Raw genomic sequence first — 21,393 nt, 5'->3', positions numbered from 1 at the left:
TACATGTTAAAAAAATTATCGTACGATGCTCCGCGGGTAAAGCGAAGCGGGCCGCGAAGTCGTACAAACTTTACGACACGCGAGCAATTATACCAATCGGTATAATTAATCCAAAACCAAACCTTCAGCCTGTGAATGTTTCGATACTTCTTCAGGCGTGGTTATACCTTTAAATATCTTTTGTCTGCCGTCTTCGAGCAGAGTACTCATACCGCTCGCTTTGGCGGCTTTTCTTATTTCAGAAGCCGGCGCCCTTGCGAAAGCAAGCTCACGCAATTGGGAGTTCATTTCAAGTATTTCAAAAATGCCCTGTCGGCCTTTATAACCCATGCCGTGGCACTTGTTGCATCCGGCACCTTTGTAAATCTGATGTTTTTTCAAATCTTCCGGCCCGATATTGAGCAGTCTTAAATAGTGCGGGTCGGGATGCTCATCGATAATCTTGCAATTCGGGCAAAGCCTTCGAACAAGACGCTGTGCCATAATAGCCTGAATGGAACTTGAGACAAGGAACGGCTTTACGCCCATATCGATAAGACGCGTAATCGCACTCGACGCGTCGTTTGTGTGCAGCGTACTAAACACCAAGTGGCCTGTAAGAGCGGCTTGAATGGCGATATCCGCAACTTCGCCGTCACGAATTTCACCGACGAGAATCACGTTCGGCGCCTGACGCAGCATAGCTCTCAAAATCTTTGCAAAAGTAAGTCCAATATCCTCTTTCACCTGACACTGATTAATGCCGGCTACGTTATATTCGACAGGGTCTTCAGCAGTAATAATTTTCTTGTCAGGCTTGTTGAGTTCCTTCAACGCTGAATAAAGCGTTGTACTTTTACCGCTACCGGTTGGGCCTGTTACAAGGAAAATGCCGTTCGGCCTTTTGATGATTCTTAAAAATTTCTGATTATCTTCATCGCCCAAACCGAGCGCCTGAATACCGATATTAATCGATTCCGGCGACAAAATACGAAGCACGGTACTTTCGCCGTGATAGCCTGGCAGCGCCGAAACACGGAAGTCAATCTTCTTTCCGTCGATTTCACGCTGAATTCTTCCATCCTGCGGCAGTCTTCGTTCTGAAATGTCCATACCGGACAAAATCTTGAATCTCGCGAGAAGCGAGGCCTGCATATGCTTTGGTATCGTATCTCGTTCGGAACAAACGCCGTCAACACGATAACGAACCCTTACGCGGTCAGTCATCGGTTCGATGTGAATATCACTTGCCTTCATACGAACAGCTTCGTCGATAATGAGGTTTACAAGCCTGATAACCGGGCCTTCGTCATCTTCGCCGGCAGCTTCAGCCTTGAGAATTTCCGCTTCAATCGAGTGCCCCTCGGCGGCAAGTTCCGCTGCCGTGGCGTCGATACTGCTGCGAACGTTATCGATGCTTCGTTCGATGAAAGCACGAATCTTTGTGGGACTTGCGATACTGCATTCCAGCTCGCTGTTGAGCCTGAAACGCAAAGTATCGAGCATATCGAGGTCGAGCGGGTCGCTGATGATAAGTTTAAGTTTGCCGTTTTCTTTGGCTATCGGCAAAACGCTGAATTTTTGGACGACTTCATTAGGAATAAGCTGCATCGCCTCTTTGGAAACGTGGAATCTGTCGAGGTCGATGTAATTGAGACCAAACTGATGGGCGATTGCTTTACAGATTTCTTCTTCGGTCGTAAGTCCCAGCTCTATAAGCTCTTCGCCGAGCCGCTTGTGTTTCTGCTGGCTCGTTTTGATGGCGCTGATTAAGGCTTCTTTGCCTATCAGTCCGCTTTTATAGAGAATTTCGCCTAATTTTCTCCGGTTTTTACTCATAACGCCTTAAATATAATGATACAATCTAACTCCGCCCCTTCCCGGGACATTATACCACTATCGGCCTTTCAGGTCAATTACACAAGTTTAATCTAAGTAAATTAAGGGCGACTTGTGAAGTTCGTAGTCTGATAAAATCTCTGTTTCTTGCGCCAAAAAGGAAACGCTCGGTTTTTGTTTCATTCGGCCCTGCGACAGAAACATACACTAAACCCACAGGTTTTTCGGTTGTTCCGCCGTCCGGACCTGCGATTCCTGTTACCGCGATAGCATAATCGGCACCGGATTTTTTCTTCGCGCCAATCGCCATTTGTGCCGCAACTTCGCTGCTGACGGCTCCAAATTTGTCTATCAGATTTTTATCAACGCCGAGTTGTGAAATTTTCGCCTCGTTGCTGTATGTAACCCAGCCGTAAGTGAAATATTTGCTTGAGCCGGAAATATCGGTAAGTAATTTCGCTATCAGGCCGCCGGTGCAGGACTCGGCAATTGCCAGAGTTTTTTTCTTTTCAGCAAGCTTTCGGCCAACAGCTTCGGGCAAACTCAAATCATCATAAGCGTAAATAAATCCGCCGAGAATGCCGCGAAGTTTTTCGATATCTTTGTTCGCCGAAGCCTGCGCGGTTTTTTCATCTTTTGCCTGCGAGATAATATGCAGAGTGATAACTCCGTGGTCAACTGTACAGTTAATCAGCGGATTTCTGTCCCGCTCCATCATATCGCCTATCATTTCGGCAAGCGAAGATTCGCCTACGCCGATGCACTTTATTTTCTTTACGACTAAAATATTTCCACGATTTAATTCCTGCAATTTCGGCTGAACTATTTTTTCAAACATCTCTTTCATTTCATACGGCACGCCGGGGAATGATGCGATTAGGATTTTATTATTCTGATAGAAAATGCCCGGAGCTGTGCCGAGGTTATTTTCGATTTCGCTTGTGCCGGCAGGGAGATACGCCTGAATTTTATTTTTCTCAACCATCGGGCGTTTGATTGAGACGAAGAAATTTTCAATCTTCGCGTAAATATCAGGATGATATTCAAGCTCGACGTTCAGGTATTTTGCAATGGCCTGCCGCGTGAGGTCGTCGTCTGTGGGGCCAAGGCCGCCGGTGATTAAAATCACGTCGGCTTTTGTTGATGCATATTCAATCGCGTTTTTGATTTCGTCAATATCATCGACAATCGAACAAGTGTAAACGACAGGAATCGAAACTGTGAGTAGTTGCTTTTGCAGCCAGTTGCTGTTTGTATCAACTGTACTGCCGTTTAATAATTCGTTACCAACGCTTAATATTGCTGCTTTTTTCATATTAAAATTCAATCATTGCTTTGATGACGCCGTCTTTATAACCTGCGACAAGTTCAAAAGCCTGTGCAGCATCCTTAAATGGAAATTTGTGCGTAACCATAAAATCAACATTCACCTTTTTATCCGCAATCAGTTCTATCGTTTCGTGCGTTGTTCTGTTCTGCCGGCGGATATTAACAATCGTAATTTCTTTTCTGCGGGCATAATCAATACAAAACGACATTGTGCTTTGACGCGGAATGCCGACAAGCACGAGTTTCCCGCCTGGACGCAAAATTTCAAGAGCCTGGTCAATCGTACTCTGCTGACCTGCGCATTCGTAAACCACATCAACTCCGAGCGGCTCAATCTTCGTTATCTCTTTGACAATATCAATCTCATCAGGATTTGCCGTCCAATCCGCGCCGTGCGCTTTTGCGACAGCAAGTCTGGAATTAATTTTGTCTGTCATATAAACTTTTTTCACGCCGAGAAATTTCGCAGCGGTCATACAACTCAAGCCAATCGGGCCGGAGCCGAGTATCGCGATTTTCTCACTATGCGTTCCTTGTCCCTGTTTTGCCGCATATAAACCGATTGTGAAAGGTTCGCAAAGTGCCGCCTGAATAAGTGTGAGTCTGTCATTTATAACAAGGCAGCTTTCTTCGGGCATAACCATATATTCGCAAAGGCAGCCGTCGCCCTGGCCGGGTGTGCCGAGGAATTTTATTTTTCTGCATGTGTTTTCTCTGCCCATTTTGCACTGATCGCAATTGTGGCAGGAAACCGCAGGCTCGACAACAACTCTATCGCCGGGCTTTACGTTTTTCACGCCTTTGCCAACCTGCTCAACTATCGCCGAACATTCGTGGCCGATGAGGTAAGGATATTTTACGACCTGCGAACCGACTTTGCCATCTTCATAATAATGGATATCGCTGCCGCAAACTCCGACTACGGCCATTTTAAGTAAAACATCCGTATCGTTCACAATTTTCGGCGCAGGCCAGTCGATAATTTCCAATCTTTTCAAACCTGTCAGTGCCAGAGCCTTCATTAAAATACCTCGGCCAAAGGCCGTTCCATAATTTTGATATTTAATTTTTGATTTTTAATTTCATTTTATACGTTAAATCTGAAATTCATAATATCGCCGTCCTGGACGATATAAGTTTTTCCTTCAAGACGGAATTTACCGGCGGCTTTGACCGCTTTTTCATCGCCGTATTGTTTCAAGTCTGCATAACTGATTGTCTCTGCGCGAATGAAGCCGCGTTTGATATCGCTGTGGATTTTGCCGGCCGCGTCGAGCGCGGTTGTACCTGCTAAAATCGACCATGCACGATTTTCGTCTTCGCCGACTGTGAAAAAGTCTATCAGGCCAAGCGCCGAATAACAGCTTCGCACAAGTTTTTTCGCTGCGGATTCTGTCAGGCCTAAATCCTTCATAAAATCTTTTTTACTCTCTTCATCATCAAGCTGGCTTATTTCATATTCGATACTCACACAAACGCTGATTGTCGGTATGCTCGCATCAAGTACGCCTTTGGTATCAAAACTTTGCGAGGGTTCACCCTCCGGCGTGTTGAAAACAACAACCATTGGTTTGAGTGTCAGGAAACCAAGCGGCCTGACGAGTTCAACTTCTTCTGCGCTTTGAATTGCGGCCTTCAACGGCTTTTCATTTTCAATCGCTTCGCGGAGTCTCAACTGAAACGCAAGTTCCGTTTTTTGTTTGGCCTGGTCTTTCGACGGCTTATTTACCTGCTTTTCAAGATTTATGATTCTCGTTTCGACAAGCTCAAGGTCTGCCAGCAGAATTTCCGTCATCAAAGTTGAAAGCTCTTTCATTGGCTCCGGCTTCATTCCCGCATTATCGAACGCGCGTATCACAAGCACAAGCAAATCCGTTGTGCGGGCATTTGTGAGCAGTTTTCGTGCAGATGCGCGAGTGTGGTCATCGGCAAACGAAAGACCCGGAACATCAAGACAATCAATTGTCGCCGGGACATTTTTTTTCGGTTTATACAAATCACGCAGCCAGTCGAGCCTTTCATCCGGCACTTTGGCAACGGCTTCTTCAATCTGTGACACGCCGGCCTGTGCCATCTTCCTGCCGCTGACCGCCGCCATTAATGTACTTTTGCCTGAACCGGTTATACCAAGAAATGCTGTTTTCATTATTTACCTTTATTAAATTATTTTGCTTTTTTAAATACTGTATTGCCGAAAGAATCATACGCGACAATCGCGGGAAAATCTTTCAGTTCCAATTTTCTAATTGCTTCAGTTCCCAAATCTTCATACGCCACAACCTCGGCGGAAATTATATATTGACTCAAAAGTGCGCCTGCTCCGCCCAATGCTGCAAAATGTACCGCGCAATTTTTCTTGAGCGATTCTCTGACCGCTTCGCCGCGATAGCCTTTGCCAATCATTCCCTTCAGACCGGCATCGAGAAGCATCGGCGAAAATTTATCCATTCTTGCCGATGTCGTCGGACCCGCCGAGCCGATAACTTTGCCCGGCCGTGCAGGTGTCGGGCCGACAAAATATATCACCTGACCGGCAAGCGAAACAGGCAATTCTTTGCCCTGCGCAATCAATTCGCACAAACGCTTATGAGCGGCATCGCGCGCAGTGTAAATCATACCGCTTATCGCGACTTCATCGCCGGCTTTGAGCGTGCGAACTATATCATCAGTCAGTGGCGTATTGATTTTAATCATAAAAAGACTCTAAACCTCTATTCTACACAAAATCCCGCATTTTTCAAAATATTCTTTGCGATATACAAAGAATCGCTATAATCCTTCCAAATGAACAGAAAAATCGAATTATTAGCACCAGCCAAAGACGCCGAAACCGCCATAGCCGCCATCACCTGCGGCGCGGACGCGGTCTATATGGGAGCCGAGAGATTCGGCGCTCGTCAGGCTGCGGCAAATTCACCTGAAGATATTAAAAAAGTCCTCGATTTCGCTCATCAATATTACGCGAAGGTTTACATCGCGCTTAATATTCTGATGTACGATGGGGAAATTACCATCGCCGAAAAAATGATTCAGCAATTATACGCGATGGGAATTGACGGCCTGATTATTCAGGATATGGGACTGCTCGAGTTAGACCTGCCGCCGATTCCGTTAATCGCCAGCACACAGATGGATAACAGCAGTCTGGAAAAAGTTAAATTCCTGCAGGATGTCGGATTTTCAAGAGCAATCCTCGCTCGCGAACTTTCGATTGAGGAAATCAAACATATTCGCGACAACGTCTCCATCGACTTGGAATGTTTTGTTCACGGTGCGTTGTGCGTCAGCAAAAGCGGCCAATGCTATTTGAGCTGCGCACTTGGCGGCAGAAGCGGAAACCGCGGACAATGCGCACAGCCCTGCCGAAGGCTTTATACGCTGAAAGACGAACAAGGCAATATACTGACAAAAGACAGGTATCTTCTTTCGATTAAAGATTTGAACCTTTCCGGACATTTGGAAGAATTGATTGACGCCGGCATAAGCACATTCAAAATCGAAGGCCGATTGAAAGATGTTACGTATGTCGTCAATACCGTCAGCTACTACCGTAAACTGCTGGATTCGATTCTTGAAAAAAGAAATCTTCAAAAAAATTCTTCCGGCAAAATTCATTTTAATTTCGAGCCGAATCCGGAAAAAACTTTCAATCGCGGCTTCACTGATTTTAATTTCGCAGACAAACAGGCAAAAATCGGTTCAATCAATACGCCCAAAACCGTCGGCGAATTTGTCGGCACTGTTAAAAAAGTAGAAAAGACATTTTTCATTATCGATACAAAATTAGATTTGCACAGCGGCGACGGTGTATGCTTCTTCGACTGGCAGAATAATTTGTCCGGCACAACGATAAATATTGTTGAAGGCCAAAAAGTTTACGCTCAAAAAATGAATGAAATCAGCGTCGGTCTAAAAGTTTATCGTAATAATGACCATCAATTCTCGCAAAAACTCACCAATCAGCCCGCCGAGCGGAAAATCGGACTTTCAATAAAAGTACAGGAAACCGACAATAGCTTGGTTATATGCGGTATCGATGAAGATGGGAATTGTGAGAAAGTGGATATTCCCGGCGAAAAGAAACTGGCGTTAAAAGTCGATGCCGCAAAAGAAGCTTTTCATAATCAGCTTACAAGACTGGGGAACACTATTTTCAATTGCGATAATCTGCAAATCGAAACTGCCAATATGTATTTCGTGCCGGCATCTCAATTGAACGAAGCAAGACGACAGCTTGTCGAAAAATTAATTATTGAACGCAAAAAAAACAGACCGCGACAGGAAATCAAGATTACAAAAAATGATGTTCCGTATTTTGAAAAGCATTTGTCATTCAACGGCAACGCAATAAATGCAATGGCGTTCGATTTTTATACCCGTCACGGCGTTGAAGCCATCGAACAAGGCGCAGAGTCGGGCCTGAATCTTATAGGCGAAAAAGTAATGACGACAAAATATTGTCTGCGAAGAGAATTGAATATGTGCGAGCCGAACGCAGAGCCGCTGATTCTGCAGGATGAAGACGGCAGAGAATACAAAGTCAAATTTCTCTGCGGAAAATGCGGAATGGAAATTTATCTCGGCGACGAGTACGCAGAATAAAAACCAGTTTATAACCGCGACACCGCAGCCAATTACCGGACTAATATTGCCCAGTTTTAATTAAATTTTACCTTGCAAAACCCGCGGATGGTACATAGATTCACACATTTAGAAAGTTTTAGAATGTACCATATCAGCCATAGCGTTTTATTCATTTTAGGCCTTGGCATTTTTTGCGGTCTTTTGGGAGCGTGGTTTTTCCAAAGGATTAAGTTTCCGCAGGTAATGGGCTACATCATTATCGGCCTGATTATCGGCGAAAGCGGCTTCAAGCTCATCACAACAGCCGACATCAAAATGCTTGAGCCGTTCAATCTCTTCGCGTTGGGAATCATTGGTTTCCTCGTCGGCGGCGAACTCAAAATCGACATATTCCGCAAATACGCCAAGCAATTCATGGCGATTTTATTCGGCGAAGGCCTCGGCGCATTTTTCGTCGTCGGCAGCGGAATATTCATTTGCCTATACCTGCTTTTCCACAGCTTTTCGACCGCACTGGCAGGCGCAGTCGTCTATGGCGCTATCGCCTCGGCAACAGACCCCGCGTCAACCATCGACGTGCTGTGGGAATACCGCTCAAGGGGCGTCCTGACAACTTCACTAATCGCAATCGTTGCGCTCGACGATGCGCTTGCGATGGGTCTTTACGGACTGGGCACAAGCGTAGCACAGATGGTTACAAACCACGGCGGCTCAATCTCGCGCCAGATGATTGCCGTTGCAATCGACCTCATCGGTTCGCTCGTCCTCGGCGCCGTTTGCGCGATGATTATGATAGCTCTGCTCAAATGGCTAAAGATTCAGGCCGAAAGAAATCTCGCGTTTATCGTCGGACTGATATTTCTTATGATTGCCGTGTCAGTTTATTTAGAGATGGATATTATCCTCGCCGCGATGGCACTGGGCTTTGTACTCACAAACGTCGAACCACGCAAAAGCGAAAAAATATTCGCCACGATGCGGAGTTTTTCAATTCCGATTTACGTACTGTTCTTCGTACTGGTCGGTGCGAGACTCGGCATTTCAAAAATGCCCGCCTGGCTGTGGCTGATTATCGTTATATACGTTGTCGGCAGAAGCCTCGGCAAAATGGCCGGTGCATACATCGGCGCAGCCGTTACACATGGCGAAAACGTTGTTAAACGCTATCTCGGCCTGGGCCTTTTCGCACAGGGCGGCGTTGCTATCGGCCTTTCAATCATGGCAAGTACGCGTTTGACGAACATTATGGTTACGCCGGATATTTCGCTGGCGGAAGTCATTATCTTCGGCGTTACCGCTACCACGCTGATAGTCCAGCTCATCGGCCCGCCCTGCGTCAAGCTCGGCATCAAGCTCGCAGGCGAAATCGGAATGAACGTAACCGAAGAGGATTTGATTATCAGATACAAAGTCAGAGATGTTATGGCAGACAACCCTGTAACAATTCGCGAAGATACGCCGCTCGACCAGATTCTAAATACATTTACCAGAACAGACAGCCTTTATTATCCGGTCGTGGATAGAAACCAAAAAATCAAAGGCCTGATAACCATCCCAGCAATTCGTGAAACCTTCGCGCATCAGAACGTCGCGAACTGGCTTTTGGCATGTGATATCGCCCAGCCCATCCTCGACAAAACTACAGCAGACACCCCGCTTGCCGATGCGCTGGAATATATGAAGAAGTATGACATTGAATATATGCCCGTCGTTTCAGCAGATGACACAGTTACCGGCGAAATTAAATTAAGAGCCGTAACAAGAAAAATCGGAGCCGCGATTATTAAGAATCAGGAAAAATCAGACGAGTTAGCCGTCGCGTAAAACAGGTGTTGTGAAAAAAAGAAAATTTCACAACACTGCAATTTTCTGCAACTCGTAAACTCTGCTATTTAACGCAAAATAAAGGGTTATAACGCTTTTTGACAAAAACATAAAAGCGCACGTTTTAAACGAAAATCTTCTTAACTATCGGGCATATCAGATATTATCGTTTTTTATAGTTTTTAAATTTTCCATAAAAAACACTGTTTAAAATGCGCACGTTTCAGGCATTTTTCATTTTTTCAGTCAAAATTCCTGCCAAAAACATATAAAAAATCAATTTCCGCAAATTTCGCGCAGGTTTTCGCGTGCGCAAATTTTTAATCACACTATATGTAGTAGTTCACTTTTTGCAAAAACAGAACGTGCGCACTTTTGCTAACAAAATCGCGCAAGGCGCAAGTTTCGCAAATAAAAAAAATTATTAAATGACAGTAGAATGCACTGAAATAAACTGGAACGATACTAAATCGCAGTAAAATCGTCAGAAATCATAAAAATGAAAAATTGGTGTTTTGAAAACGTGCTGTTTCTTACGCGGCCACGAAGACACTAAGGCACGAAGAATTATCTTAACATTTAACATCGAATGTGGAATTTCCTATTTTTACCATCAAAACGCTCCGCCGTCATTTGTCGTAGTTTAAAATATGGCTGGCACTAATTGACCTTACTTTATGTGTTTGTTTTCTCGCCATTGTTTTTATCCTCAAATCTGGAATACCTCACATTGCTTAAATCTTCATCATCTTTTGGTTTTCTAAATACAAATAAATGTTCGTGCATTATCAAACAAAATCATTTATTTCCTTCGATTTGTTTGATTCTTGGAATTTCCATTAATAGTTTCATCTGATGGATTGCTATTTCATTAAGTTTTACTAACCGTTTCGCCTGCGACAATCCGTCATTGATAAAATGGGCGTTTAAGTTTTCAAGGTTAGAAAGGCATACTAATTGTGAAATATCCGCATAATCACGGATATTCCCTTTTATATTAGGGTTTGCGTCTCGCCATTGTTTGGCTGTCTTTCCAAAAAGAGCCATATTGAGAACATCTGCTTCTGTCGCATAGACTATATTTATTTGCGTCTTGGACAACTCCGCAGGTATGAGGTTTTCTTTTATAGCATCGGTATGAATTCGATAATTTATTTTTGCTAAGTTACGCCGAATATCCCAGCCAAGCTGTTTATACTCCTCGCTCTTAAGCCGTTGAAACTCCTTAATAAGATATAGTTTGAATTCAACAGAAATCCATGAAGCAAACTCAAAGGCAATATCCTTATGTGCGTAAGTACCGCCGTATCTGCCGGCTTTTGATACAAGGCCAATAGCTTGAGTTTTTTCAATCCATTGCTTTGCGGTAAGCACAAAACTGTTTAAGCCCGCCTGTTTTCTAAACCCATCGAATTCGATGGGTTTAAACGCTGGATTATTTAATTGCTCCCAAATCCCCAAAAACTCAATGGTTGTCCGGCTGCGAAGCCAATTTTGTATGATGTAATCTGTCCTGTCAGGGTCTTTATACCTCGCCATATCCGTCAGACAGATATAATCCTCATCATTTTGAGAATAAATCGTTACGTCCTTGTTCAATACGTTCATCTTCGCCATCGTTTCCCTCAACTCAAAATTATGTCCGCAACTTTTCACTATTCACTTTTAACTTTTCACTTAATCCGCCCCGCCGTCATTGGTCGTAGTTAAAAATATGGCTGGCACTAATTATTATGTAAAAGAAAATTAGTAAGGTGTCCTCGTAAATTGTTACGAAAAACTAAGCTGATAATGGTCAACTTTACTTTGTGTTTTTTTTTACGAATAGGTTTGTTTTTCTGGTGGTGCTATCTATTCTTTGAGTCGCAATATCAAAATATGATTGATCAATTTCTATACCTATAAAATTCCTGTCTAGTTGTTTAGCAACCACGCCTGTTGTTCCAGACCCCATAAAAGGATCTAATATTGTATCTCCCTCTTTACTACCAATTGATATTATCCTTTGCAATAAATTTTCAGGTTTTTCAGTCGGATGGCTTGTTAGATGTCTGCTTGCCGCAATAACCCAAAGATTACGCATCTGTTTGCCACCGTTAATTTGCCTGGCTAATTCGTAATCAAAATAATATTTTTTTGATTTACTCGCCAACCATATTAATTCCGTAGATGGCGCACAACGGTTGCCTTGTAATAAAGGTGCCGCATTTGGTTTATACCATATTATATCATTTATTATCCAAAGTCCCATTTCTTTTAAAATGACACCTACAGATGGATGATTATGCAAAGTTCCTGATATCCAGATTGTTCCATCATCTGCTAAAACCCTAATGCAAGCTTCTAACCATTGTCTATTAAATAGGTGAATGTCTTCTATCTCGTCCCACTTACCCTTGTTACAAACAGCAACTTTCCCATTTTTGCACGTAAGATTATTCTTGCCTGATAAATTATATGGAGGATCCGCAAAAACAAGGTTCGCACTCTTGGCTGGGATATTGTTAAGAAATTCTCGAGCATCGCCTTTAAACAGTTCAATTTTGCCTTTATTTAACATGTGTTTTTCCAAAAATTCTCTTTTCTGCGATACTAACATATTGGCTATTCTTTTCAATACCAATCCAACGTCGTTGTAATTTTGTTGCAACCGCCCCAGTAGTCCCGCTCCCAAAAAAAGGATCCAGAATTAAATCATTAACATCAGAAGATGCTATAAGTATCATCTCAATCAATTTTTCTGGTTTTTGAGTTGGATGCATCGCTCTGCCATCCGAATTTTTTATTCTTTCTTTGCCTTGAACAATAGGAAGCTGTATAAAATCTCTCATTTGTTTCAATTCACCACTCTTTGTTTTTTGTGGATTAAATTCTTTTAATTCATGGTAGTTGAATTTCCATTTTTTCCCTTTAACGAACCAACATACATATTCAATAGCATGCGTAAAAACTCTTTTGGTAATATTCGGCATTGAATTAGTTTTATACCACGTTATCACATTGTTCAATTTGAAGCCCAATTTTTTTGCAACAAAAATAATCTCACCAATGTTGTGATAAGTGCATGAAATATACAAACTCCCATTAGGCTTAAGCACATCCCAACATTTTTCTATCCAATCTTTAGAAAAAGAAAGATACTTGTCGTAATCCCAAGTATCCCACTCTTCATTCATTTTGTAAAATGGTCCACCTGTAGAATTATTAACCAAATTCAGCGACTTCCCAGAAAGGTTATAAGGAGGATCTGCGTAGATTAAATCTATACTTTCTTTTCCGATGTCTTTCCCCATAACTGATACACAATCACCAGTGTAGATATTTTTTGACATTATTTTCATATTAATGAAGCTTCCCATTCTTGTATATTGGAAGAGACATTTCTAAACCAATTAACACTTGAATTCTCGTTTTCACCATTAGTAACGATAGAATTTAATAAACTTTCTATATTACCATGATTAAACGTCTTTCCCTGTTCAATTACAACAATGAAAATTTCTAATATTCGTAAAAAATTATTTAAATCTAGTGCCACTATTTTTTGTTTTCTACCCTCAAAGCCGTGTTTAACCGAAATCCAGAGATAATTAACCGTATCATCATGAACTTTAGGAGCAATAAATACACAAAAAGCCGGCTTACTTGGATTATTATTTTCAAATTCTTTCAGATGTCGCATAATAGGAATACTTTCCCGGTATACTTGATTCCTGGAAACATCTAAAGTTACTTCAAAAATACCATTAAATGAATGATAATATCCTTCGATATCCGCTTTATTTCCTGGGGCAAATCCTATTGGGCTTCCATCATCGTCTATTATACAATTAGGTTTAATTTCAATTTCATCATTTAATATTTTAAAACATTGAGAAATCATGTATTCAAACTCAACAGGTTCAACTTTTTTCATTTTCTGTCTATCTTTAAATAGACTGACAATTCTCTTAAGTTCATTTATATTTTTTCTTAAGAAATTACTTCTGCTGAGATGTAATATTTTCAGGCGAAAACTTCTTAGCATTTCAATAAATTTTTCTGTTTGTTTTAAATCAAGTTTTTTCAAGTCAATCTCATTAAAACAAACATACTCCTTTTTAAGCTCTGTTTGTAAATTCGAATTAAGCGTTTTATAATCATTTCGTACTATGTCTAACAAAGAAATAAAGATGTCTTTGGATTTATTAAAATCCATCTCCCAAGGTAATTTGGGTTCATTAATATCGCTAATATATTTAACATAATCAACCACATCCTTGAATTCTTGTGCTGCCCCATCATACATATTGAGCAATTGATCAATTTCTTTCATTCGAGATGGCTCAAGATTTATTTTCCAATGGCCTAAAGCATGTTTTTCAACACGGAAATACTTTGTAAGTCTAAAATATCGCATCGTGTTATCGCCATATTCAAAAGGATTATTCCACTGTGTCTTTGTTAATGCATCAGTTTTATAAAAGTTTTTTAAAAAATTTACGTCGAATTCCTTTTTTGTTTTTGAAGATTTTAATGTTCTTCGCTTCAAAATAAATCCAGAATATTTATCTATATCTTTAAAGTTCGCCAAAGTTGGAACAAATAAAGAAAATTCCTCTTGACTCAACCCTGAAGTTTTTTTTATTAAATGTAAAACTGCTATAAAAGGACAAATATTAAAACCTTTTTTTTCTGAAAAATGTGCAGACATTGGATTTGGAAATTGTAATTTTAAAAGACTTTTAAAGAAAATGTAGCTGACTTTAGAATCTGTTGCCAAAAGTAAATTACCTAAATTTGTTATATGCACAGCCCCTAACCTCTCAACAGCCACTGAAAACCCTAGTTTGTTTAATGGGTTTACTGATTGTCTGCCTCGCATGTCAGGCCCAACATAATTCTGAGTTTCAAAAACTTCTTGAGCTACCTCGAAAGGAATTTCCTGAATTACATCTTTAAACAAGGTTATGTACTTATCCGGAATAATTGTAGGAGTGTATAGTCTATGTTGAATCAGCATTATTTGATATTTGACTTGTGTAGCCGTATCAAAATCGTCTCCTTCTAATTGTTTCAACACTTTCAGAAAATCAACGAGCCGCTCTGGGTTTCGAACAGTTGTAGATATCGACCACGGTTTGATCTTTACCATCCTTATTTTCCTCAACCTGTGTTTCAATTCCTTTTTTCGATAGCTACTATATTCTGACTACTGATTATTATTGGATTTTATCACCAAATCTAAACAAATCAAGTCTTAAAATCATATATACCAAAGTGTTAACTCAAAACTAAGAACTAAAAATCTTGTCCTCACGAAACTTGCCCTCGACCTGTTCGGGGAGTGGGGATCAAAACTATTTTACTATCGACTATCACCTGCCAACTATCAACTCATTGCTTTAAGGCATAGTCCGTTAGGACAGAAAAGTCAAATATAAAACTCGGATGCGAGCTTGTTCGCAGGAGAGTTTTATTTGATTTTTCAAGTGTTCGTTAGAACACGCCTTAAAACAAAACTCTGTGCGTCTCTGTGAACTCTGTGGCCAACAAAAAAATCAGCGTCATCCGCGATTAAAAAAATTCTCTTAAAACTATTTTACTTTTTCTTTTCCGAAACTCAACCTAAAAACACTAAAATTTTATCCGCTTCTGCGTCTTTTAAAGTGAAGCGTTCCACTATCGACTAACGACTACATCCTAACAACTATCACTCTATTTCGAACAAATTTTGTTTTTTTCTGTGTTTTTTTGAATATTTGTCACTTTTTTCGCCATAAAATTGCATAAAAGCGCGAAAATTTACTGTTTTGTGTGATTTTGCGTGTAATAATGCGCAAGTTTGGTGTTTTTTCGTTAAAATACGCGCAATTCACGTGTAAATACGCGCAATTTGATGGCTTTTGAGCAAAAATACCTGCAAGTTAGCTATAAAATTACGCAGGTTTGACGAATCCGCGCACGAAATTATGCTAAATTATATGCAAGTTTTTGAAAGATGTATGCAACTTTGTACAATTCCGCGCATGCGAATAGTTGCGCGAAATTACCAGCAATCTGCCTATTTTAACATTTGCGTTCGTTTTCGGATTTCGTTATTCTTATTTCGGATTTAGTATCGGTTAAGCCGATAATCAAGTATGACAGGTTTTAGATTTTCAAAGTGTTTACGACTCAACTCAAAGGCGGCGTTTAAGGCTGTCTTTGATTATAAGTTATTTGCCAAAAGCAACTTAATGACGGTTTACATTGCGCCGAATACTGTAGAAAAACCTCGATTCGCTGTTTCTGTCAGCGGCAGGATAAAGCCTGCGGTATCGAGGAACCGGCTCAAACGGCTGGCGAGGGAAGCGTTTCGATTGAGTCAGAACGATTTGCCCGGCGGTTTTGATTATATAATTATTTATTCTCCGTGGTTGTCGAAGCGGGAAAAATCTGATATATTGAAAATCACGTTAAATGAAGTAAGACAAGGGTTTATATCTCTGGTCCGGCAGGCATATAAAAAGATACAAGGCCGTAAGGATGCAGAGAATTAGTTTTCGTTGTTGGTTTCGGTAACGTCTTGTTTATCGGTTTGGTTAAACGGTTTGCGTGCATAACGTAACCTCAAACAGTAACGTTCGACGCAACCTTACCGATACCAATACCTAAACCCGTAAATAAAGAAATGAAACCAGCGAAAAACAATTTGGCGGTAAGGGCTGCGATATTTATGATTCGCTGTTATAAAGCGAGTATCAGCAGATACTTAGGCGGTCAATGCCGATTTGTGCCGAGCTGCAGTGATTACGCGATAGAATCGTTTGAGCGATTCGGATTTATCAAGGGAGTGTATAAGTCTTTGGGCAGAATTTTGCGTTGCAACCCTTTCGGCGGCAAAGGGTTCGACCCTGTTATACTTGAAAAGGACAACGGGACAAACCACCCTGATACATTATGAACGAAGACAATAAAATGATGTCGATAAGTAAGGCAGCGAAATTGGCCGGTGTCTCGACACAATCGCTTCAATACTATATAATGGTTGGCTTGATAAAACCGGCATCTGTTACCCAGACGAATCGGCGGCTGTTTGATGCAGGCAATGTTGAAAGAATAAAATTGATAAAGACTTTGAATAAATCGGGTTATCCGCTTCGCGCGATTCGCGAGTTGTTTCTTGCAGGAAGAGCATAAATACCAAAATGAAGGAACGAATATGAGTGATTATGATTCAATTCAGAAGAAAAGGAATATGGTTGTCGGCGCGTTTGTAATCGTCGGCTTGTGTGTTTTTGTTTATATGGTATTTCTTTTCGGCGAGTTGCCGGTAGTTACGGCGAAATATACCTCATACAGCGTAAGGGTATTGTTTCCGAACGCGCCGGGCGTTGAGGAGAGCACACCGGTTCAATACTGCGGCTATCCGATAGGCAAAGTTACGCACGTTTCTCCGCCGGCAAGGTATCGCAATCCAGACGGCGAATACATCTATCAGGTCGCCGTCGAAATGTCCATCGCTAACGATTACAACAATATTCCATCAAACGTCAGAGTGAAACTGTACAGACGCGGAATGGGAAGCAGCTATATCGACATCTCTAACGTTCAAGCCACGCAAGAGGAAATGGAAAGGCTTGAGCCGAAGTATCTCAAACACGATATGGTTCTGCAGGGCGAAGCGGGCGGAAGCGAACTCATACCCGAAGATTTACAGAATAAACTCAAAACGCTGTTCGTGAAAGTCAGCGTGCTGGTTGATAATGTCAATGATATTGTCGGCGACCCAAACAACAAAGCGAATTTAAAAAATACACTGGCCAACCTTTCCAAAGCAACTGAAGAATCCATCACGACGCTTCAATCGGTACGGCAGTTCTCTACGACAGCAAATGACAAAGTCATTGTCGTCAGCGATCAACTCGGCGAAACTCTTATCGAAATTCAGCGGCTCATGAATAAAATCAACAGCGGACAAGGCACCGTTGGAAAACTTGTCAACGACGATAAACTCTATTACAATCTTGTCGAGAGCAGCGAAGAACTTAAACTCGCTCTGGAAAAAATGAAAAAAGTAATGGATAAGACAAGTGAAAAAGGTATACAAATAAAATTATTTTAGAATTTAGAATCACTATTACAACATGTTAAGGATGAGGTAAAAAATTGGTACATTTGATGTCAGGCAATGAGGCAATTGCCCGCGGAACTTACGAAGCAGGCGTAACGGTCGCCGTCGGTTATCCAGGCACGCCCTCCACGGAAATTCTCGAAAACGTCGTTCAATATAAAAAGGATATTTACTGCGAATGGTCGCCAAACGAAAAAGTCGCGTTTGAAGTTGCTGCGGCCGCGTCGTGCGCAGGTGCAAGGTCTATCGTTACAATGAAACACGTTGGCTTGAATGTCGCGGCTGACCCGCTGATGACTTTGAGCTATCTGGGCGTCGAAGGCGGATTCGTTTGTATCGTCGCAGACGACCCCGGAATGCACTCCTCACAAAACGAGCAGGACAGCAGAAATTTCGCACGGTTCGCAAAGGTTCCATTGTTCGAGCCGGCAGACAGCAGCGAAGCGAAAGAATTTTTAATCGCAGCTATCGAGCTTTCAGAAAAATATAAAACGCCGGTGATTCTGCGGACTACAACTCGCGTAAGTCATTCGCGAAGTCTTGTGCAGTTCGGCGAACGGAAAGTTAATACTAAACCTGTCGCGCTGGAAAAAAATCCGTCGAGGTTTGTGCCGATTCCAATGTACGCACGAGAAATGCGAAAGAAAGTCGAGCAGCGACAGATAGACGCCGCTGAATTCGGCAGCACGAACGGCAATATTAACAAAATCGAATGGAATGACAAATCGCTTGGTATTATTACTTCATCAATCGCATATCAGTATGTTCGGGAAGTTTGGCCGGACGCTTCAGTTTTGAAACTGGGTATGGCGTTTCCGTTCCCTGATAAACTTATAAAAGAATTCGCCGCGGGCGTTAAAAAAGTTCTTATCGTCGAAGAGCTTGATAATTTTCTTGAAGAGCATATTCTCTCGATGGGAATTAACTGCGTCGGCAGAGAATTTGTGCCGGGGATGGGCGAGCTTTCAATTCCAACTTTGCAGAAATCACGCGCGATGATGGATGGCAGACAACTGCCTGCGGAAAAACCTGTGAAATACGCAGACGAACTTCCGGCACGACCGCCGGTGCTTTGTCCGGGATGTCCACACAGAGGAATTTTCTATGCGCTGTCAAAGCAGGATGTAATAGTTACCGGCGATATCGGCTGTTACAGTCTTGGAACGTTCAAGCCGTTGAGTCGGCTCGATATTATTCTTTGTATGGGCGGCGGAATTTCGATGGCGCACGGACTCGATAAGGCCGGTGAGAAACGAAAAGTTGTCGGCATTGTCGGCGATTCGACATTTTTCCATTCCGGCATTACAGGGTTGCTCGACATCGCATACAACAAAGGCAAATCAACTCTCATCGTCGTTGACAACAGAACAACCGCGATGACCGGCCATCAGGATAACCCCGGCACAGGCAGAACGCTGATGGGCGAAGAAACAATCTCTGCCTCAATCGAAGAAATCGGAAAAGCGTGCGGCGTAAAACGAGTCGTAACGGTATTTCCTTATGACTTGGAAAAAACACAAAAGGTAATCGAAGCAGAACTGAACGCTGATGAGCCATCGCTGATTGTTTCACGGGCGGCATGTCCGCTGCGTGAGAAACGCAGGGTCGGATACATCCGCAAAATCAATCACGAACTTTGCAAGAAATGCAAGATGTGTTTGAAACTCGGATGTCCGGCGATTGACGGCGCGGGCGAAAAACCTGTAATTAACGAACTTCTTTGCAACGGCTGCGGACTTTGCGAACAGGTATGCAAATTTGGCGCAATCAGCGCGACAAAGGAGATATAACAATGAGCGACAACAAGATTACAAGCATAGTTTTAGCAGGCGTCGGCGGACAGGGAATTTTACTGGCGAGCGAAATATCGGCACAGGCGGCAATGATGGCCGGTTACGATGTAAAGACAAACGAAGTGCACGGTATGGCACAGCGCGGCGGGTCGGTGCTGGCGCAAATTCGATACGGCAAAAAAGTTTACAGTCCAATCGTCGCAAAAGGCACGGCGAGAGTTCTTGTTACACTTGAACAAATTGAAGCGCTGCGATTCGCTGATTATCTGGCGGAAGACGGAGTGTGCGTCGCAAATTCGCAGGCGATTATTCCGGTTACCGTTTCATCGGGCGCAGCAAAGTATCCACAGAACGTAAAGCAAATGTTAGATGACGTTTTCAAGAAACTCGTATTCATTGACGCGGCAAAAATCGCCATCAAGTGCGGAAATATCAGAGCAGCGAATACCGTTCTGCTCGGCGCGATGTCCAATCATCTTGACCTGCCGCTGGAATGCTGGCACAAAGCTATTGAAACTGCGGTTAAAGGAAAGTACACTGATTTGAATAAGAAAGCCTTTGAAGCCGGAAGAAATTGCAAATGAAAAATAACTTTTTCCAGAAAGAAACAGAAACAGCTTCACTCGATTCAATTCGCAAACTCCAGCTTGAACATTTAAAACGAATCGCAAACCACGTTTACTCATCCAACGCGGCTTACAAAAAAATGTTCGACGCCAAAGGCGTTCATCCGAAAGATATCAAAACACTCGAAGATATTGAAAAACTTCCTTTCACAAACAAAGAAACATTTCGTGAAAGTTATCCGATAAATCTCTGCTGTGTGGATAAATCGCAGCTTGCAGAAATGCACATGTCCAGCGGCTCAACGGGCACCCCTGTCGTTATGCCATATACACTTGCCGACCTGGCTCAATGGGCAGACTGCATGGCAAGATGCTATTATATGGCAGGCGCGGCGAAAGGCGATACCGTACAAATCACACCTTCGTTCGGGCTGTTCAACGGCGGGTTCGGAATGTATCACGGAGCAAGGGCGGCAGGATTATTTATCATACCTGCCGGCGCAGGCAATACGCAAAGGCAGATTAAACTCGCGAAAGATTTCAAAACGAAAGTTCTCACCGGCGTTGTCAGCTACGGCATAAGAATTATGGAAGTTATGACAGAAATGAAAGAGGAACTTCCTGATTTGAAAATTGGAATCTTCGGCGCGGAAATTTTTACCGAATCTATGAAGAAAAAAATCGAATCAGGGCTTGGAATAGAAACTTTCGATATTTACGGTATGACGGAAACCGGCGGCGTAGGCACATTGGGAATGGATTGCCCGGCACACAACGGCATTCATGTCTGGGAAGACCATTATTATATCGAAGTGTTAGACAAAGAAACGAATAAACCTGTTAAAGACGGACAATTCGGCGAACTTACCATCACTTCTCTGACACGGCAGGCATTGCCTGTGATTAGATTCCGCACCGGCGACCTGTCCAAAATTATTTCACGTGAAAAATGCTCCTGCGGCAGAACTCACGTTCGCATCGCGTCAATTACCGGCAGAGTCGATGATATGCTTATCGTCAAAGGCGTAAACTTCTTCCCGCGGCAGGTCGAGCAGGCTCTTATGCAAATACCCGGCGTCGGCGCAAATTATCAGATTATTATGGAAGAGGTTAACGGGGTGCAGGATGTCCGCATAAATGTTGAGGCGGATTCGAGCGTTACAGGATATACTGTTGAAAAGGTTTTGAAGGAAGCTCTGGGCTTCAGTCCGAAAGGCGATGTGTTCCCAATCGGCGGTCTGCCGAGGCAGGAAGGAAAAGCGCAACGGGTCTTCTATAAGAAATAATATTAAAAATTAAATATCAAAATAAAAATTGTGGAATACTTTTTAAATAATTTCTCTGCTTCGTCTTGCTTCGCCACAGCTGCGCAGGACTACGGTCG

At 42.4% G+C, this 21,393-nt stretch carries 18 protein-coding genes; 9 read left to right on the top strand and 9 right to left on the bottom strand.

Annotated features, from left to right (window positions below; all coding sequences use genetic code 11):
* Positions 1–105: 105 nt before the first annotated feature.
* From LLF92_04505 to LLF92_04485, 5 genes are all read right to left on the bottom strand, one after another.
* Positions 106–1,818, bottom strand: a complete 1,713-nt coding sequence (locus LLF92_04505; protein ID MCE5340374.1) for a GspE/PulE family protein — start codon at positions 1,816–1,818, stop codon at positions 106–108.
* 73 nt (positions 1,819–1,891) lie between these two features.
* Positions 1,892–3,133 carry a competence/damage-inducible protein A gene (locus LLF92_04500; protein MCE5340373.1) on the bottom strand — a complete coding sequence of 414 codons (1,242 nt, stop codon included), beginning with the start codon at positions 3,131–3,133 and terminating at the stop codon, positions 1,892–1,894.
* A 1-nt stretch (position 3,134) separates the two neighbouring features.
* Complete coding sequence (locus LLF92_04495) at positions 3,135–4,169, bottom strand: alcohol dehydrogenase catalytic domain-containing protein (protein MCE5340372.1); 1,035 nt, start codon at positions 4,167–4,169, stop codon at positions 3,135–3,137.
* Positions 4,170–4,234: 65 nt separating this feature from the next.
* On the bottom strand, positions 4,235–5,293 hold the full coding sequence (locus LLF92_04490; protein MCE5340371.1) for a YchF family ATPase: 1,059 nt from the start codon (positions 5,291–5,293) through the stop codon (positions 4,235–4,237).
* A gap of 17 nt (positions 5,294–5,310) precedes the next feature.
* On the bottom strand, positions 5,311–5,841 hold the full coding sequence (locus LLF92_04485) for a Fe-S-containing hydro-lyase (GenBank protein ID MCE5340370.1): 531 nt from the start codon (positions 5,839–5,841) through the stop codon (positions 5,311–5,313).
* A 90-nt stretch (positions 5,842–5,931) separates the two neighbouring features.
* On the opposite strand from LLF92_04485, the gene LLF92_04480 reads away from it, so the two are divergent.
* Together LLF92_04480 and LLF92_04475 are read left to right on the top strand one after the other, a co-directional pair.
* Positions 5,932–7,749, top strand: coding sequence for a U32 family peptidase (locus LLF92_04480; protein MCE5340369.1), 1,818 nt, complete (start codon positions 5,932–5,934; stop codon positions 7,747–7,749).
* 123 nt (positions 7,750–7,872) lie between these two features.
* On the top strand, positions 7,873–9,555 hold the full coding sequence (locus LLF92_04475; GenBank protein MCE5340368.1) for a cation:proton antiporter: 1,683 nt from the start codon (positions 7,873–7,875) through the stop codon (positions 9,553–9,555).
* A 798-nt stretch (positions 9,556–10,353) separates the two neighbouring features.
* Here LLF92_04475 and LLF92_04470 read toward each other — a convergent pair.
* The 4 genes from LLF92_04470 to LLF92_04455 all read right to left on the bottom strand — a co-directional run bounded on the left by LLF92_04470 (position 10,354) and on the right by LLF92_04455 (position 14,689).
* Positions 10,354–11,172 carry a KilA-N domain-containing protein gene (locus LLF92_04470; protein ID MCE5340367.1) on the bottom strand — a complete coding sequence of 273 codons (819 nt, stop codon included), beginning with the start codon at positions 11,170–11,172 and terminating at the stop codon, positions 10,354–10,356.
* A 184-nt stretch (positions 11,173–11,356) separates the two neighbouring features.
* Complete coding sequence (locus tag LLF92_04465) at positions 11,357–12,115, bottom strand: site-specific DNA-methyltransferase (GenBank protein ID MCE5340366.1); 759 nt, start codon at positions 12,113–12,115, stop codon at positions 11,357–11,359.
* Positions 12,105–12,896 (bottom strand): site-specific DNA-methyltransferase, encoded by a 792-nt coding sequence (locus LLF92_04460; GenBank protein ID MCE5340365.1) that lies wholly within the window; start codon positions 12,894–12,896, stop codon positions 12,105–12,107. The genes LLF92_04465 and LLF92_04460 overlap by 11 nt, the downstream gene beginning before the upstream one ends.
* Positions 12,893–14,689 (bottom strand): AlwI family type II restriction endonuclease, encoded by a 1,797-nt coding sequence (locus LLF92_04455; GenBank protein ID MCE5340364.1) that lies wholly within the window; start codon positions 14,687–14,689, stop codon positions 12,893–12,895. The genes LLF92_04460 and LLF92_04455 overlap by 4 nt, the downstream gene beginning before the upstream one ends.
* Before the next feature lie 988 nt (positions 14,690–15,677).
* Between LLF92_04455 and rnpA the strand changes: the two genes are divergently transcribed.
* From rnpA to LLF92_04420, 7 genes are all read left to right on the top strand, one after another.
* Positions 15,678–16,076 (top strand): ribonuclease P protein component, encoded by a 399-nt coding sequence (rnpA, locus tag LLF92_04450; GenBank protein MCE5340363.1) that lies wholly within the window; start codon positions 15,678–15,680, stop codon positions 16,074–16,076.
* A gap of 131 nt (positions 16,077–16,207) precedes the next feature.
* Positions 16,208–16,480: a membrane protein insertion efficiency factor YidD gene (gene yidD, locus LLF92_04445; GenBank protein MCE5340362.1), complete on the top strand. Its 273-nt coding sequence runs from the start codon at positions 16,208–16,210 to the stop codon at positions 16,478–16,480.
* Positions 16,477–16,716: a MerR family transcriptional regulator gene (locus LLF92_04440; GenBank protein MCE5340361.1), complete on the top strand. Its 240-nt coding sequence runs from the start codon at positions 16,477–16,479 to the stop codon at positions 16,714–16,716. Before yidD ends, LLF92_04440 begins: the two co-directional genes overlap by 4 nt.
* Before the next feature lie 22 nt (positions 16,717–16,738).
* Positions 16,739–17,641: an MlaD family protein gene (locus tag LLF92_04435; protein ID MCE5340360.1), complete on the top strand. Its 903-nt coding sequence runs from the start codon at positions 16,739–16,741 to the stop codon at positions 17,639–17,641.
* 56 nt (positions 17,642–17,697) lie between these two features.
* The gene (iorA, locus tag LLF92_04430; protein ID MCE5340359.1) at positions 17,698–19,440 is read left to right on the top strand and encodes an indolepyruvate ferredoxin oxidoreductase subunit alpha; all 1,743 of its coding nucleotides are present in this window, start codon (positions 17,698–17,700) and stop codon (positions 19,438–19,440) included.
* A 2-nt stretch (positions 19,441–19,442) separates the two neighbouring features.
* Positions 19,443–20,027, top strand: coding sequence for an indolepyruvate oxidoreductase subunit beta (locus tag LLF92_04425; GenBank protein ID MCE5340358.1), 585 nt, complete (start codon positions 19,443–19,445; stop codon positions 20,025–20,027).
* Positions 20,024–21,295 carry a phenylacetate--CoA ligase gene (locus LLF92_04420; protein MCE5340357.1) on the top strand — a complete coding sequence of 424 codons (1,272 nt, stop codon included), beginning with the start codon at positions 20,024–20,026 and terminating at the stop codon, positions 21,293–21,295. The genes LLF92_04425 and LLF92_04420 overlap by 4 nt, the downstream gene beginning before the upstream one ends.
* The last annotated feature ends 98 nt before the right edge of the window (positions 21,296–21,393 follow it).

The sequence above is a fragment of the Planctomycetaceae bacterium genome (genome assembly GCA_021371795.1).
In the GTDB taxonomy this organism is placed as follows: domain Bacteria; phylum Planctomycetota; class Phycisphaerae; order Sedimentisphaerales; family UBA12454; genus UBA12454.
This window is presented reverse-complemented; position numbering and strand designations above follow the sequence as displayed.

Excerpts from the sequence above, each read along its gene's own strand:
- LLF92_04505 (MCE5340374.1), bottom strand. The coding sequence starts at position 1,818 with ATGAGTAAAAACCGGAGAAAATTAGGCGAAATTCTCTATAAAAGCGGA.
- LLF92_04500 (MCE5340373.1), bottom strand. The coding sequence starts at position 3,133 with ATGAAAAAAGCAGCAATATTAAGCGTTGGTAACGAATTATTAAACGGC.
- LLF92_04495 (MCE5340372.1), bottom strand. The coding sequence starts at position 4,169 with ATGAAGGCTCTGGCACTGACAGGTTTGAAAAGATTGGAAATTATCGAC.
- LLF92_04490 (MCE5340371.1), bottom strand. The coding sequence starts at position 5,293 with ATGAAAACAGCATTTCTTGGTATAACCGGTTCAGGCAAAAGTACATTA.
- LLF92_04485 (MCE5340370.1), bottom strand. The coding sequence starts at position 5,841 with ATGATTAAAATCAATACGCCACTGACTGATGATATAGTTCGCACGCTC.
- LLF92_04480 (MCE5340369.1), top strand. The coding sequence starts at position 5,932 with ATGAACAGAAAAATCGAATTATTAGCACCAGCCAAAGACGCCGAAACC.
- LLF92_04475 (MCE5340368.1), top strand. The coding sequence starts at position 7,873 with ATGTACCATATCAGCCATAGCGTTTTATTCATTTTAGGCCTTGGCATT.
- LLF92_04470 (MCE5340367.1), bottom strand. The coding sequence starts at position 11,172 with ATGGCGAAGATGAACGTATTGAACAAGGACGTAACGATTTATTCTCAA.
- LLF92_04465 (MCE5340366.1), bottom strand. The coding sequence starts at position 12,115 with ATGTTAAATAAAGGCAAAATTGAACTGTTTAAAGGCGATGCTCGAGAA.
- LLF92_04460 (MCE5340365.1), bottom strand. The coding sequence starts at position 12,896 with ATGAAAATAATGTCAAAAAATATCTACACTGGTGATTGTGTATCAGTT.
- LLF92_04455 (MCE5340364.1), bottom strand. The coding sequence starts at position 14,689 with ATGGTAAAGATCAAACCGTGGTCGATATCTACAACTGTTCGAAACCCA.
- rnpA (MCE5340363.1), top strand. The coding sequence starts at position 15,678 with ATGACAGGTTTTAGATTTTCAAAGTGTTTACGACTCAACTCAAAGGCG.
- yidD (MCE5340362.1), top strand. The coding sequence starts at position 16,208 with ATGAAACCAGCGAAAAACAATTTGGCGGTAAGGGCTGCGATATTTATG.
- LLF92_04440 (MCE5340361.1), top strand. The coding sequence starts at position 16,477 with ATGAACGAAGACAATAAAATGATGTCGATAAGTAAGGCAGCGAAATTG.
- LLF92_04435 (MCE5340360.1), top strand. The coding sequence starts at position 16,739 with ATGAGTGATTATGATTCAATTCAGAAGAAAAGGAATATGGTTGTCGGC.
- iorA (MCE5340359.1), top strand. The coding sequence starts at position 17,698 with ATGTCAGGCAATGAGGCAATTGCCCGCGGAACTTACGAAGCAGGCGTA.
- LLF92_04425 (MCE5340358.1), top strand. The coding sequence starts at position 19,443 with ATGAGCGACAACAAGATTACAAGCATAGTTTTAGCAGGCGTCGGCGGA.
- LLF92_04420 (MCE5340357.1), top strand. The coding sequence starts at position 20,024 with ATGAAAAATAACTTTTTCCAGAAAGAAACAGAAACAGCTTCACTCGAT.